General features: G+C 67.5%; 7 protein-coding genes. 5 read left to right on the forward strand and 2 right to left on the reverse strand.

Features of this window, described 5'->3' with window-relative positions; genetic code table 11:
- Window positions 1-196: 196 nt before the first annotated feature.
- From IBX18_RS05640 to IBX18_RS05655, 4 genes are all read left to right on the forward strand, one after another.
- Window positions 197-1,216, forward strand: coding sequence for an LLM class F420-dependent oxidoreductase (locus IBX18_RS05640; protein WP_107653612.1), 1,020 nt, complete (start codon window positions 197-199; stop codon window positions 1,214-1,216).
- 191 nt (window positions 1,217-1,407) lie between these two features.
- The gene (gene fadD32, locus IBX18_RS05645) at window positions 1,408-3,321 is read left to right on the forward strand and encodes a long-chain-fatty-acid--AMP ligase FadD32 (RefSeq protein ID WP_194832577.1); all 1,914 of its coding nucleotides are present in this window, start codon (window positions 1,408-1,410) and stop codon (window positions 3,319-3,321) included.
- A gap of 73 nt (window positions 3,322-3,394) precedes the next feature.
- Window positions 3,395-8,857, forward strand: a complete 5,463-nt coding sequence (pks13, locus tag IBX18_RS05650) for a polyketide synthase Pks13 (RefSeq protein WP_194832578.1) — start codon at window positions 3,395-3,397, stop codon at window positions 8,855-8,857.
- 68 nt (window positions 8,858-8,925) lie between these two features.
- A complete protein-coding gene (locus IBX18_RS05655) occupies window positions 8,926-10,428 on the forward strand; it encodes an acyl-CoA carboxylase subunit beta (protein WP_167769152.1) in 1,503 nt (500 codons plus the stop codon).
- Between the two features lie 57 nt (window positions 10,429-10,485).
- Here IBX18_RS05655 and IBX18_RS05660 read toward each other — a convergent pair whose 3' ends face one another.
- Window positions 10,486-10,983 (reverse strand): peptidylprolyl isomerase, encoded by a 498-nt coding sequence (locus tag IBX18_RS05660; RefSeq protein WP_135234275.1) that lies wholly within the window; start codon window positions 10,981-10,983, stop codon window positions 10,486-10,488.
- Between the two features lie 411 nt (window positions 10,984-11,394).
- Between IBX18_RS05660 and IBX18_RS05665 the strand changes: the two genes are divergently transcribed.
- Window positions 11,395-14,757, forward strand: a complete 3,363-nt coding sequence (locus IBX18_RS05665; protein ID WP_194832579.1) for an arabinosyltransferase domain-containing protein — start codon at window positions 11,395-11,397, stop codon at window positions 14,755-14,757.
- Between the two features lie 294 nt (window positions 14,758-15,051).
- Here the strand turns inward: IBX18_RS05665 and IBX18_RS05670 are convergent, their stop codons facing one another.
- Window positions 15,052-15,213 (reverse strand): hypothetical protein, encoded by a 162-nt coding sequence (locus tag IBX18_RS05670; protein WP_167768902.1) that lies wholly within the window; start codon window positions 15,211-15,213, stop codon window positions 15,052-15,054.
- Window positions 15,214-15,303: the final 90 nt, after the last annotated feature.

Below are 15,303 nucleotides of genomic sequence, written 5' to 3' on the forward strand. Positions count from 1 at the left end.
TAGTCGTGAGATTTCACAGGCAACGCGGGGGTCGGCACGCAGAACACCAGTACTGCCCCGACAAGCGCGACTCCCGTTGGACAGCACGCTGTAAAGTGCCGCAGGTGATCGCGACGCAGGTAGCACCGACGCCGTGTCCGGGACTTCACCCTGCACCGTCGCGCCCGAATTTCCTTACAGCCAGGAGCATGAGTTCATGACAGAAGCCGCCGCACCAGCCGGTGAGTTGACCGCGCTGGGTACGCCGCTGCGCAGCTTCCGCTTCGCGGCAGCGGGCGAGGGAAATAAGCAAGAGGGTGGCGCCCGCAAGTTCATCCAGACGGCGCAGCAGGCCGAGGAGTACGGCTTCGACACCTTCGTCGTGCCGGATCACCTGGGTGACCAGATCGGCCCGATCGCCGCGCTCGGCGCGCTGACCCAGGCCACCGAGAAGATCCGCCTCGGAACGTCGGTGCTGGCCAACGGTTTCCGGCACCCCGTGGTGCTGGCCAAGGATCTGGCCACCATCGACGTGCTGTCCAAGGGCAGGCTCGAGGTCGGTCTCGGCGCGGGCTGGAAGCAGGACGAGTTCGTCGCTGCGGGCCTGCCGTACGAGACGCCGGGCGTTCGGCTCGCGAAGCTCGACGAGGCGCTGACCATCCTGGACGTGCTGCTGCGCGGCCAGGAGTGCACCTTCGAGGGCAAGTACTACCAAGTACAGGGCATCAAGGGCACGCCTCGGCCGCGGCAGGGTCCGCGCCCGCCGATCTGCACCGGTGGCGGCGGTCCGAAGATGCTGCGGCTGGCCGCCAAGCACGCCGACATCATCTCGGTCGTGCCGGTGACCACCAAGAACGGTAAAGGCCTCTTGTCGGGCATCACGCTCGAGAAGACGATCGAGAAGGTGAACCTGATCCGCGAGGCCGCGGGCGACCGGTTCGCCGATATCGAGCTGAACTGGGCCATCACCGCCATCGTCATCACCGACGATCGCGAGAAGACCGCTGAGATGGCGCTTTCCGCGATCGACCGCGGTCTGCACCCGGATCTCGAGGTGGACGTGAAGCTTTCGGTCGAGGACATCTTGAACTCGCCGTACGTGGCCATCGGCAGCTTCGAAGAAATCGCCGAGCAGATCCGCCGTGTGCGCCAACTCACCTCGATGTCGTATGTCGGGGTCTTTCCCACCCAGATGGACGCATTCGCCCCCGTTATTCCCCTGCTGCGAGACGAGTGAGCCGGTCTTCTCTGTAACATGACTCTGGTTTGAGTACATCTAGCCGATAGCGGTCACCGCGCAGACCGCCCAATAACTGCAGGCTGACTCGAGCACTTGGAGCCACCCGCGGGCGAAAGCGAGTCGGGGCCTCACAGGTAACAACGGCGTTGTCGCCGTCTTGCTGCGTGTGCCTCGGAGGAGAAGAAGGAATGGAAGAGACTTTCGACGACTACCTGGACGAGACCGGGAACATCCGAATTCCCGAGGATCACACCCTGGTCGATCACGTCGAGAAGCACACCCGGAACGACGCGAACACTCTGGCGTACCGCTACATCGATTACTCGCGTGAGCGTGATGGCGAGGCGCAGGAACTGACGTGGCGTGAGTTCGGCATTCGGCTGCGCGCGGTGGCCGCTCGACTGCAGCAGGTGACCAACCCGGGCGACCGGGTCGCGATCCTCGCGCCGCAGGGCCTGGATTACGTGATCTCCTTCTTCGCCGCGATCTACGCGGGCACCATCTCGGTGCCCCTGTTCGACCCGGACGAGCCTGGTCACACCGACCGCCTGCACGCCGTGCTCGGCGACTGCGAACCCGCTGCGATCCTGACCGCCAGCTCCTCGGCGGCCGGTGTGCGGCAGTTCTTCCGGTCGCTGCCCGCCGCGCAGCGCCCGCGCATCATCGCGGTCGACGCGATCCCGGACAGTGTCGGCGAGGGCTGGGTACGCCCGGACATCGCCATCGACGACATCGCCTACCTGCAGTACACCTCGGGCTCGACCAGGACCCCGGCCGGCGTGGAGATCACCCACCGCGCGGTCGGCACCAACCTGCTGCAGATGGTCGACGCGATCAACCTGGACTGGAACTCGCGCGGCGTCACCTGGCTGCCGCTGTTCCACGACATGGGCCTGCTCACGGTGATCCTGCCCGCGGTCGGCGGCAAGTACATCACCATCATGTCGCCGAGCGCGTTCGTGCGCCGCCCGTACCGCTGGATCAAGGAACTCGCCGCGCAGTCCGACGGCGCCGGAACCTTCGCCGCCGCACCGAATTTCGCGTTCGAGCACGCCGCGGCGCGTGGCCTGCCGAAGAACGGCGAGTCGCTGGATCTGTCGAACGTGATCGGCCTGATCAACGGCAGCGAGCCGGTGACCACCTCCTCGATGAAGAAGTTCAACGAGGCGTTCGCGCCCTACGGCCTACCCAAGACCGCGATCAAGCCCTGCTACGGCATGGCCGAGGCGACGCTGTTCGTGTCCGCGACCAAGGCCGAGGACGAAGCGAAGGTCACCTACGTCGACCGCCACGAGCTCAACGCGGGCCGCATGGTCAAGGTCGAGCCGGGCTCGGAGAACGCCATCGCGCAGGTCTCCTGCGGTTACGTCGCGCTGTCGCAGTGGGCCGTGATCGTCGATCCGGAGACCGTCGAGGCCGACGGCGGGCACGAGCAGCCCGACGGCCGGGTCGGTGAGATCTGGTTGCACGGCAACAACATGGGCATCGGGTACTGGGGCAGGCCGGACGAAACCGCCGCGACCTTCCAGAACAAGGTCTCGCACCGGTTGGCCGAGGGCAGCCACGCCGAAGGCACCGACCGCGACGCCAACTGGATGCGCACCGGCGACTACGGCGTGTACCTGGACGGCGAGCTGTACATCACCGGGCGGGTGAAGGACCTGGTGATCGTCGACGGCCGCAACCACTACCCGCAGGACCTGGAGTTCTCCGCGCAGGAAGCCTCCAAGGCGCTACGCCGCGGCTTCGTCGCCGCGTTCTCGGTGCCCGCGAACCAGCTACCCGCGCTCGTCTTCGACCAGGGCAGCCACTCCGGACTCAAGTTCGACGCCGACGACGCCTCCGAGCAGCTGGTCATCGTGGCCGAACGCGGCCCGGGCGCGGGCAAGGCCGATCCACTACCCATCGCCGACGAGGTGCGCGCCGCGGTGGCGTCGCGCCACGGGGTGACCGTTCGAGACGTACTGCTGGTTCCCGCGGGTTCCATCCCGCGTACCTCCAGCGGCAAGATCGCCCGGCGGGCCTGCAAGGCCGCCTACCTCGAGGGAACGCTGCGGGGTGGTTACACCCAGCAGGCGTTCCCCGATGCACCAGACGAGTAATTGCCCAGGGGTGGCCTCGGACAGCCGACATTCGCGGTGCGCCCGGTTCGCAGACAGGTAGCTTGAGGAATTGATGGCTGACAACGAGGGCACGTCCACCACGACGACCGAATCCCTGCCCGCCGACGCGGACGCCGACCAGGCATCCGCGCAGGTGGCCGCTGCCTCCACCGAGGCTTCCGGCGCGCAGACCGACATGACCGTGTCGGAGCTGCGGGACTGGCTGCGCAACTGGGTTGCCGAGGCGACCGGGCAATCGATCGAGCAGATCACCGTCGATCGGCCGATGGAGGAGTTCGGGCTCGCCTCACGCGACGCGATCGCCCTCGGTGGTGACATCGAGGAACTGACCGGTGTGGTGCTGACGGCGACGGTCGTTTACCAGCACCCGACGATCGCCTCGCTGGCCGAAGTGGTCATCAACGGTGAGCCGGAAAGCGTGGAAGACGCTTCCGGCGACTCTTTCTATACGGCGGGCTACCAGCCGAACGATGCGCACGACATCGCCATCGTCGGCCTGTCGACCCGGCTGCCCGGTGCGGGCGATACGCCGGAGTCGACCTGGGAGTTCCTGATCAATCGCGGCGACGCGATTCGCGAACTGCCCGAGGGCCGTTGGGGCGAGTTCGCCACGGATCCGAATGCGGCCGCGGCAATCGCCGCCGCCAACACCCTCGGCGGATACCTGGACCAAGACGTGGTCAAGGGCTTCGACGCGGAGTTCTTCGCGATGTCGCCGATCGAGGTCGAGAGTGTCGATCCGCAACAGCGCCTGATGATGGAGCTGACCTGGGAGGCGCTGGAGCACGCCAGGATTCCCGCGAGCGACCTCAAAGGCTCGCCGGTCGGCGTCTTCATCGGCACTTCCACCAGCGACTTCATGCTTGTCGCGGCGCTCGGGGTTGGCGACCAGGACCCCAACCGGCCCGCTTCGGCCGCCGCTTACGGGATCACCGGTGCGTCGTCCGGCATCATCTCCAACCGCGTTTCCTACTTCTACGACTTCCGCGGCCCCTCGGTCGCCGTCGACACCGCGTGCTCGTCCACGCTGGTGGCGGTGCATCAGGCGGTGCGTGCGCTCCGCGAGGGCGACGCTGACCTGGCCCTGGCCGGTGGCGTGAACATGCTGCTCGCACCGATGGTCACCTTGGGCTACGACTCGGTCGGCGCGGTCGCGAAGGACGGCCGGATCAAGGCGTTCTCCTCGGATGCCGATGGCATGGTCCGTTCCGAGGGTGCCGGGCTCATCGTTCTCAAGCGCCTCGCCGACGCGGAACGTGACGGCGATCGAATCCTGGCCGTCATCAAGGGTTCCGCGATCAACTCGGACGGACGATCCAACGGTCTCGTCGCCCCGAACCCTGATGCCCAGGCCGAAGTGCTGCGCCGGGCGTATCGGGACGCGGGCATCGTGCCGTCCACTGTCGACTACATCGAGGCGCATGGCACGGGAACGCTGCTCGGCGACCCGATCGAGGCCGACGCGCTCGGCCGGGTGGTCGGTCGTGGTCGCGACGACGACAAGCCCGCGCTGCTCGGCTCGGCGAAGTCCAATTTCGGCCACCTGGAGTCCGCCGCCGGCGCGGCGAGCTTCGCCAAGATCGTGATGGCATTGCAGCACAATGTCATTCCGCCGAACATCAACTTCGCGGGTCCGAACCCGTACATCCCGTTCGACCAGGCGCGGTTGAAGGTCGTCGACCAGCCGACCGAATTCCCCCGCTACAGCGGCAAAGCGACCATCGGCATCTCCGGTTTCGGCTTCGGTGGCACCAACGCGCATGTCGTTGTGCAGGAATACGTTCCGGCCTCGGCCGAGGTCGCGCCCGAACCTGCCGCGCCCGCTGCGGAGGTCGAGGTGGCCGCCTCGGCGCTCGACACCGACCTCGATGACGAGACCGGCGATGTGATCACGGCAGCGGACACGGCGGCCGACGAGCCCGCCGAAGCTCCCGCGCCGGTCGCGGAAGCCGAGCCGGTCGCGGAATCCATAGCGCCCGTGGCGGAATGGACCGCCGAGCGCGCCGAGCCGCTGCCGGTGATCCTGCCGGTCTCCGGCTACCTGCCCTCGCGCCGCCGCCGCGCCGCCGCCGAGCTGGCCGATTGGCTGGAATCCGAAGCGGGACGGAATGTTTCGCTGGAGGACGTGGCGCGGTCGCTGGCCAAGCGCAGCCACTGGCGTTCGCGCGGTGTCGTGCTCGCCAAGTCGCACGAGGAGGCCGTCGCCGGTCTGCGTGCCATCGCGGCGGGTAAGCCTGGCAACGGTGTGTTCACCGCCGACGCGCCCGCCACCATGGGTGCGGTCTGGGTGCTCTCCGGTTTCGGTGCGCAGCACCGGAAGATGGGCAAGGCGCTCTACCTGGAGAACTCGATCTTCGCCAAGGCCGTCGACGAGGTCGACGAACTGGTGCAGGACGAAGCCGGGTACTCGATCCGGGAAATGTTCCTGGATGACAGCCAGGACTACAACGTCGGCACCTCGCAGGTCGGCATCTTCACCATCCAGATCGGCCTGGCCGCGCTGCTGCGCGCGCACGGCGCGCAACCCGACGCGGTGGTCGGCCATTCGATGGGTGAGGTCGCCGAGGCCTACATCGCAGGTGGCCTGCCGCTCGAGGACGCGGTCCGGGTGATCTGCGCCCGTTCGCGCTTGATGCACGAGGGCGAGCAGATGATCACCGACGACGACGTGCGCAACATGGCGCTCGTCGAGTACAGCGCCGAGGACATCGAGAAGCTGCTCACCGAATACCCCGACGTAGAGGTCGGCGTATACGCCGCGCCCACCAACACGGTGATCGGCGGCCCGCGCGAGCAGGTCGAGGCGATCGTGGCGCGGGTCGAGGCGGAGGGCAAGTTCGCGCGGATCCTGCAGACCCGCGGAGCGGGCCACACCTCGCAGATGGACCCGCTGCTCGGTGAACTGGCCGCGGAGCTGGCCGGTATCGAGCCGACCAAGCTGAAGACCGGCCTCTACTCGACGGTGCACAAGGGCGCGTTCTACCGACCGGGCAACGACCCGATTCACACCGAGGACTACTGGGTGAAGAACATGCGCAGCAGCGTGTACTTCACCAACGCGGTGAAGCTCGCGGTCGACGCCGGGCACACCACCTTCCTGGAGCTCGCGCCGAATTCCGTTGCGCTGATGCAGGTGCTGGGCACCACCTTCGCGGCGGGCTTGCACGACGCACAGCTCATCCCGACGCTCAAGCGCAAGGAAGACGAGGCGGCGGGCGTGATCGGCGCACTCGCCCAGCTGTACGTGCACGGGCACAAGGTGGACCTGTCGTCGCTGCTGCCGGTTGGCGAGTACGCCGATGTTCCGCGAACCGCGTTCGTGCGCAAGGAGTTCTGGCCGAAAGTCTCGCTGGCCAGCGGCAGTGGCAACACCCGGGTGCCGGGTGCGCACGTGGCCATGCCGGACGGCAGGCACGCGTGGGAAGTGCAGGCGTCCGCGGTCGCCGATCTCGCCGCGCTGGTGAATGCCGCTGCGGCACAGGTACTCAGCGACGTCTCGCTGGGCGCTTCGGTCGCGCATGCCACCGTTCCGGCCACCGGCACGCTGACCACCACGCTGACCCCGCACCCCGGCGGCGCCTCGGTGCAGGTGCATGCCAAGGAGGGCAACGCTTTCCGGCTGCTGTTCGACGCGGTGGTCACCTCCGGTGCGCCACTGCCCGAATCCGTGGTGGCCGAAGCTGTTCCGGCGGCCGCTACCGCCCCGGCGGGCGAGGCCGATCTCGAGGTCGTCGAAACCTTCGGTGAGCGCTGGGATCCCGACGGCACCCAGCCGCTGGAAGACCGCCTCGCACTGATCGTCGCCGAGTCGATGGGTTACGCGGTCGAGGACCTCCCGATGGAGATCCCGCTGATGGAGCTGGGTCTCGACTCGCTGATGGCCATGCGCATCAAGAACCGCGTCGAGTACGAGTTCGACATCCCGCAGCTGCAGATCCAGGCCGTGCGCGACGCCAACCTGACCGAGGTCGGCAAGGTGCTGCGCTACGCCATCGACCATCGCGAGGAAATGCTCGCGGTGGCCGAGCGGCAGGCCGCCGGCGAAGAGATCGTGGTCGACAGCAACTTCATCGCCGCCGCCCGCGCGGCCGTCGAAGCCGGTGCGGACCCGGCCGCCGCGGTCACCGAAGCAGCTGCCGCCGAAGGTGTTTCGCTGGACGTCGAGACCACCTCGGTGCAGGCGGAGGCCGAGCAGATCGTCGCGCAGGCGGAGACGGCCGCAGGCATCACCGGTGCTGCCGCCGGTACCGCGACCCCCGCCCCGGCGTCGCCGGCGCAGGCCGCCGCGGCGGATGCGAAGGAAGCGGCGAACGAACGGGCGCTCGACAATCAGGACACGACCGCGGTGGGTGCCGCCGAATCGGTTGCCGCACAGGCGGCACCGGTTGCTGAAGCAGCGGCAATGGAGGCAGTCTTCGGTGCGCAGCAATCGGGCGACGAAGACGATGTGCCGCCGCGCGACGCTGCCGAACGACTGACGTTCGCTACCTGGGCGGTTGTGACCGGAAAGTCGGCCGGGGGCATCTTCAACACCCTGCCGATCCTTGACGAAGACACTGCTGAAAAGCTGGCTGCCCGCCTCACCGATCGGGTCAAAGCTGAGGTCACGGTAGACGACGTGCTCGACTGCGAGACCATCGAGCAACTGGCCGACATCGTGCGCACCTTGCAGGACAGCGGTGCCGACGTCGATGGCTTCGTCCGCCCGCTCCGTGCACGTACTGATGGTTCGACCGCAGTGCCGGTCTTCGTATTTCACCCGGCTGGCGGCAACACCCTTGTGTACGAACCGCTGCTGAAGCGCCTTCCCTCGGACACCCCGATGTACGGCTTCGAGCGGGTCGATGGTGCCATCGAGGAGCGTGCCCGTCAGTACGTGCCGGAGCTGCGCAAGTTGCAGGGCGAAGGACCGTTCGTGCTCTACGGTTGGTCCCTTGGCGCGGTGCTGGCCATGGCCTGTGCGCAGCTGCTGCGCGCTGAGGGCGCGGACGTTCGCGTGGTCGGCCTGATCGACCTGGCAATCCCGAGCGAGCCCGAGGACAACAGTCCCGAGGAGCGGGTGCGCCGCATCGAGCGATACCAGGCCTTCGCGAAGAAGACCTACGGCGTCGACGGTGAACTCCCGCCGGAGCAGCTGAAGGAACTCGCCCAGGCCGGCGACGAGGAACAGTTCAAGATGATCTCGGATCTCATCAAGATCAGCGGCGCGAAGATTCCCGGCGGCGTGCTGGAGCACCAGAAGACCTCATGGATCGAAAACCGTGCGCTGCAACAGGTCCGGCCGACTCAGTACGACGGTGACGTGGTGCTCTACCTCGCAGATCGCTACCACGACGGTGCGATCGAGCTGGAGCCGCGCTACGCCGAACGACTGCCGAACGGTGGTTGGGACGAGTACCTTTCCAACCTGGAGATCGTCCACATCCCGGGCGATCACCTGCAGATCATCGACGAACCGCGGATCGGAAAGATCGGAGCCGACCTCGCCGCGAAGCTGGCGGCAATCGCCCCTTAGCGGGTGCGCCTTACGAAAGGGACGAAGTGAGCACTACTGCCGAGAAGCTCGCCGACCTGCGTAAACGAATGGATCTAGCGCAGGAACCGGCGGGTGAAGCGGGGGTGGCGAAGCGGGCGAAGAAGGGGATTCCCAGCGCCCGTGAACGGATCAACATGCTGCTCGATCCGGGCACCTTCGTGGAAATCGGTGCGCTGGTGCGCAAGCCGGGTGACCCCACCGCGCTCTACGGCGACGGCGTGGTCACCGGGCACGGCCTGGTCGAGGGCCGGCCGGTGGCGGTGTTCTCGCACGACCAGACCGTCTACGGCGGTTCGGTCGGCGAGATGTTCGGCCGCAAGGTCGCCGGGATCATGGAGTACGCGGCCAAGGTCGGCTGCCCGGTGGTCGGCATCAACGATTCCGGCGGCGCGCGCGTGCAGGAGGCGGTGACCTCGCTCGCCTGGTACGCCGAGCTGGGCCGACGGCAGGAACCGCTGTCCGGTCTGGTGCCGCAGATCTCGATGATCCTCGGCAAGTGCGCGGGCGGTGCGGTGTACGCCCCGATCAACACCGATGTGGTGGTGGCGACCGAAGAGGCGTACATGTTCGTCACCGGCCCCAAGGTGATCCGCGAGGTCACCGGCGAGGACGTCAGCCTCGAGGAGCTCGGCGGCGCGCAGAGCCAGGCCGAGTACGGCAACATCCATCATGTCGCCCCGGACGAGAAGTCGGCGTTCGAGTGGGTGCGCGACTACCTGAGCTTCCTGCCGACCAGCTGTCAGGAGCTGGCGCCGATCGTGAACCCCGGCCTGGAGCCGGAGCTCACCGACAGCGACCGGGAGCTGAATTCCCTGGTGCCGGACTCGGATAACGCCGCCTATGACATGCACGACATCCTGCTGCGCATCTTCGACGACGGCGGCTTCCACGAGATCGGCGCCACCGCCGGACGCAATATGATCACCGGCTTCGCCCGCGTCGACGGCCGTCCGGTCGGTGTGGTGGCGAACCAGCCGATGGTCTACGCGGGCGCGCTGGACGCGCGGGCCTCGGACAAGGCGGCGCATTTCGTGCGGCTGTGCGATGCGTTCGAGATCCCGCTGGTCTTCATCGTCGACACCCCCGGCTTCCTGCCCGGGGTGGAGCAGGAGAAGATCGGCGTGATCAAGCGCGGCGGCCGGTTCCTGTTCTCCTTCGTGGAGGCGACCGTGCCGAAAGTCACTGTGGTGATTCGCAAGTCGTACGGCGGCGGCTACGCGGTGATGGGCTCCAAGCAGCTCGGCGCCGACGTGAACCTGGCCTGGCCGACCGCGCGCATCGCGGTGATGGGCGCCGAGAGCGCGGTGAGCCTGATCGGCGGTAAGCAGATCGAGGCGGCGCCGGAGGAGCAGCGGGCGGCCGTGCGCCAGCAGATGATCGACTTCTACAACGCCACCATGGCGACGCCGTGGGTGGCCGCCGAGCGCGGCTATATCGACGCGGTCATCGAGCCCGCGAACACCCGGTTGGAACTGCGCAAAGCCTTGCAGCTGCTGCGCGACAAGTCGCTCGCGCGCAATCCGCGCAAGCACCACCTGCTGCCGCTCTGACGCCGGAATCGGGCCGCATCCGTTGTGGCGCGGCCCGATTCACCGAGGTCGGTTACCTCAGCCGAGGCTGGCGGATTCGATGACGACGTCGTCGACCGGCACATCCTGGTGCCCGCCCGCGCTGCCGGTGGCGACGCCGGCGATCTTGTCGACCACCTCGGTGCCCTCGATCACCTTGCCGAACACCGTGTAGCCCCAGCCCGACGGCGTCGGCGCGGAGTGGTTGAGGAACGCGTTGTCGGAGACGTTGACGAAGAACTGCGCGGTCGCCGAGTGCGGGTCGTTGGTGCGCGCCATCGCAACGGTGTACTTGTCGTTCTTCAGGCCGTTGTTGGCCTCGTTCTGGATCGGCGCCTGCACGCCCTTCTGGCGCAGGCCGCGCTCGAAGCCGCCGCCCTGAATCATGAAGCCGGGAATGACACGGTGGAAGATGGTGCCGTTGTAGTGGCCCGCGTTCACGTAATCCACGAAGTTCTGCACCGTGTTCGGCGCCTTCTGGTCGTCAAGTTCCAGGACGATCGGTCCGTAATTCGTCGAGAGATTCACCTTGGTCATACCCACACCTTGCCAGCCCGCCATCGCGCGCCTTTTGCCGGTCTTGGCGTGCGGCGCGGGTATCGCCGTGTGCTGCGGGCCGGGAACGGGCGCCACGCTGGGCAGGATCGGCGAGCCAGCCGCGTTCCGGCCGGATCTGCTGTGACATTTGTCCAGGTCGGAAGGCGAAAAGTTCACTCGCATTTCAAATGGCGGAGAAACGAACAACTGATCTTGCGGGCATCCGGGTAACTCGCCGGGTACGTCCGCAACGTAACTCGTGGATATCCATCGGACGTCAACCAAACTTACTGCACGAGTAAGTCCGGCCTGAAGTCGCGGAGAAGCCGGCGCACCTTGCCGGAAAACGCGTAGACGCGGGGGGAGCGGGCCTGAAGACGCGGGAGGGCCGGGGAGCTAGCATTGCCAATCGTGCCCGACGCCGCTACTGCTGTCCTGACGAAACCGCCTGCCGTGCCAGCGGCCTCTACGGCCGATTTCCGCACCGCGCGAATAATCGCGCTGGTCGCCGGATTGCTCGGCGCGCTCTTCGCCTTGGCCACCCCGTTCCTGCCGGTCACCCAGACCACCGCGGAACTCAACTGGCCGCAGGGCGCGACGCTCGGCAATGTGCAGGCCCCCTTGATGTCTCAGGTCCCGATCGACCTGCGCGCCACCATTCCGTGTAGCGCGGTCGCGCAGCTGCCGGAGCGGGGCGGCATGCTGCTGGCCACCGCGCCGCCGCAGGGCCACAAGGCCGCGTTGGAAGCCATGTTCATTCGAGTGTCGGACACCTCGGTGGACGTGGTCGACCGCAACGCCGTCGTGGTGTCGGCGCCGCGCGCGGACATGGAGCGGTGCTCGGCGCTCGAGTTCACCTCCGACCACAAGCGCACGCACGCGGTGTTCACCGGCCTGACCACCACCGTCACCAAGCCGGTCGAGGGCGCGGCGCCCGGGACCGAGCAGCAGGTCGAGGTGCCGGTCGAGGGCGCGCTGAACGGTGACCTGCGGCCGCAGGTGGTCGGCGTGTTCTCCGACCTGAAGGGCGCGGCGCCCGCCGGACTCGACTTCCACATGACGGTGGACACCCGGTTCAGCACCAGCCCGACCGTGATCAAACTGATCGCGATGATCGCGGCGGTGTTGTGCACCCTGGTCGCGCTCGCGGCGCTGGCTCGGCTCGACGGCAGCGACGGGCGCGGGCACCGCCGGTTCCTGCCTGCCAACTGGCTGAAGCCGACCTGGACCGACGGCGCGGTGGTCGGCACGCTGCTGGCGTGGCATTTCGTGGGCGCCAACACCTCCGACGACGGCTACATCCTGAGCATGGTGCGGGTCGCGCCGCACGCGGGCTACATGGCCAACTACTTCCGCTGGTACGGCGTGCCGGAGGCGCCGTTCGGCTGGTACTACTACGTGATCCAGGTCTTCTCGGAGATCTCCACCGCCAGCCCGTGGGTGCGGTTGCCCGCGCTGGCCTGCGCCATCCTCTGCTGGATGGTGATCAGCCGAGAGGTGGTGCCCCGGCTCGGCCGCGGGGTGCGCAACAGCAAGGTCGCGCTGTGGACCGGCGGTCTGGTGTTCCTCGCGTTCTGGATGCCGTTCGACAACGGCCTGCGCTCGGAGCCGATCGTCGCGCTCGGCGCGCTGCTGACCTGGGTGTCGATCGAGCGGGCCATCGCGACCGGACGGTTGTTGCCCGCCGGTGTCGCGGTCTTGATCGCGGCGTTCACGCTCGCGGCCGCGCCGACCGGATTGATGTGTGTGGCGGCGTTGCTCGCCGGTGTTCGCCCGCTGGTGCGGATCGTGGTGCGCAGGCGCAGGCAGTTCGGCTCGGCCGGAGCCAAGTGGTGGTCGACGCTGCCGCTGCTCGCCCCGATCGCCGCGGCCGGGTTGCTGGTGCTGATCGTGGTGTACAGCGACCAGACCTTCTCGGGTATCCAAGAGGCCAACCGGGTGCGTCAGGTGAAGGGCCCGAACCTGGCCTGGTACGAGGACTACCTGCGCTACTACTACCTGTTCGTGGAGACCGTCGACGGCTCGCTGGCCCGCCGGTTCGCGTTCCTGGTGATGCTGCTGTGCCTGTTCACCACCATGCTGGTGTTGTTGCGGCGCAGGCAGGTTCCCGGCATCGCGAGCGGGCCGACCTGGCGGTTGATGGGCGTCGTCTTCGGCACCGTCTTCTTCATGATGTTCAACCCGACCAAGTGGACGCACCACTTCGGCGCGTACGCGGGTATCGCCGGTTCGCTGGCCGCGGTGACCGCGGTCGCCGTCTCGGCGTCGGCGTTGCGCGCACGCAAGAATCGCGCGATCTTCCTGGCAGGCCTGTTGTTCGTGCTCGCGCTCGCGTTCTCCGGCATCAACGGCTACTGGTATGTGTCCAGCTTCGGGGTGCCGTGGTTCGACAAGCGGATCTCGCTGCACGGCTACCAGTCGAACACTCTGATGCTTGGTTTGTTCGGTCTCGCGCTGGCGCTGGTCGCCTGGCACTCGCTGCGCGAGGGTTACGCAAAACCGGAGGCCTCACCGAAGTCCGCGCGTGGCAAGCGAATTCGCAAGTTCGCCGCGATCCCGCTGACCGTTGTCGCCGCGCTGATGGTGTTGCTCGAGGCGATGTCGCTGGTCAAGGGCGCGGTCGCGCAGTACCCGGCGTACTCGCTGGCCCGCTCGAACTTCGACGCGCTGCGCGGCAACAGCTGCGGTCTCGCCAATGACGTTCTGGTGGAAGCGGATCCGAACGGCGGCGCGCTGGCGCCGATCGTCGATCCGGCGAACCCGCTCGCCGATCCGAACGATCCGCTGGCCGGGGTCGACGCGGTCGGCTTCGCTCCGAACGGGGTGCCCAACGACCTGTCCGCCGACAGCGTGGAGGTGAAGCCGGGTACCGGCAACACCTCGAAGCAGTCCGTCGGCGCCGCGTTCGCCGACGGGCAGAGCGCGGGCACCGGCGGTGGTCAGGGCGCGCGCGGCGTCAACGGCAGTACCGTGGCGCTGCCGTTCGGGCTCGACCCGGCCACCACGCCGGTCCTTGGCAGCTACCAGGACAATGTGCAGCAGCCCGCGCATCTCACGTCGAGCTGGTACGGGCTCGCCCCGCGCTCGGCGGACAGCCCGCTCGTGGTGATCTCCGCGGCCGGTCGCGTCCTGTCGGTCGACGACACCGGTGACACCGAGTACGGCCAGTCGCTCACCCTCGACTACGGCAAGCGGCAGCCGGACGGCAGCGTCGCGAAGCTCGGCACCTACCTGCCGCGCGATATCGGCCCGGCCCCGTCCTGGCGTAACCTGCGCGTCCCGCTCGCCGAGATCGCGCCCGAGGCGGACGCGGTACGGATCGTCGCCAACGACCCGATCCTGATCGGTGATCAGTGGCTGGCGTTCACTCCGCCGCGGATGCCGAAGTTGCAGTCGCTCAACACCTTCATCGGCCCCGATCAGCCCGTGCTCGAGGACTGGGCCGTCGGTCTCCAGTTCCCCTGCCAGCGCCCGCTTTACCACAAGAACGGCGTCGCAGAGGTCCCCGGCTACCGCATCCTCCCTGATCGCCCGCTGGCAACCACCTCCACCAACACCTGGCAGGCCCAGGAGTTCGGCGGCCTGCTCGGCTTCTCCCAAATGCTCGCGAGCTCGGTCACCATCCCCACCTACCTCAAGGACGACTGGGCCCGCGACTGGGGCTCCCTGGAGCGCTACGACCAGTACGACCGCAACGCCACCCCCGCCCGCCTGGAAACCGGCACGGCCACCCGCTCCGGCCTCTGGTCCCCGGGCAAGCTCCGGGTGTTCTAGCCACCCCTGACAACACCACAGGCCCGTCGCACCGGCACGCCAGCCGGCCTCGACGGGCCTGTGTTCGTTTGTCGGCTATGGCCGATGACTGTTGTAGGGAAAGGGGATTCGGGAGACGTCGTGCAGGGCGAGACGGGATGACCGATTCGAGACTGTGTCGCAGTTCGGTCAGGGCGCAGTCGACCCGGGAGACAAACCTTGGGGGTCGGGACTCCGATTGTGTTGCGCGGCATCGACATACCGTGGATTGCGCGGTATGGATCGCTTCGCGCCGGTTCAGTGGCCGGGGGTTGCTCAGACCTTGGTCATACGCAGACCGAGTTCGCGGCGGAGGACCTCCTGGGCGGGGAGGCGGTCTAGTACGCGCAGGACTGCGGGTCGCAGTTCGCGCTGTTCTTCTGCGGTGAGGAGACCGACGAGATCGCGCAGATCCATGTGGTCGAAGGTCGACGTCATACTGCACAGATTACGGATTTATGTGGGTTTCGTCCTGCGATCGTGCGGCGAAATAGGCTTCCAACCGGTCTGTTTACGACATCTTTGCGC

The organism is Nocardia sp. XZ_19_369, from assembly GCF_015355715.1.
GTDB lineage: Bacteria > Actinomycetota > Actinomycetes > Mycobacteriales > Mycobacteriaceae > Nocardia.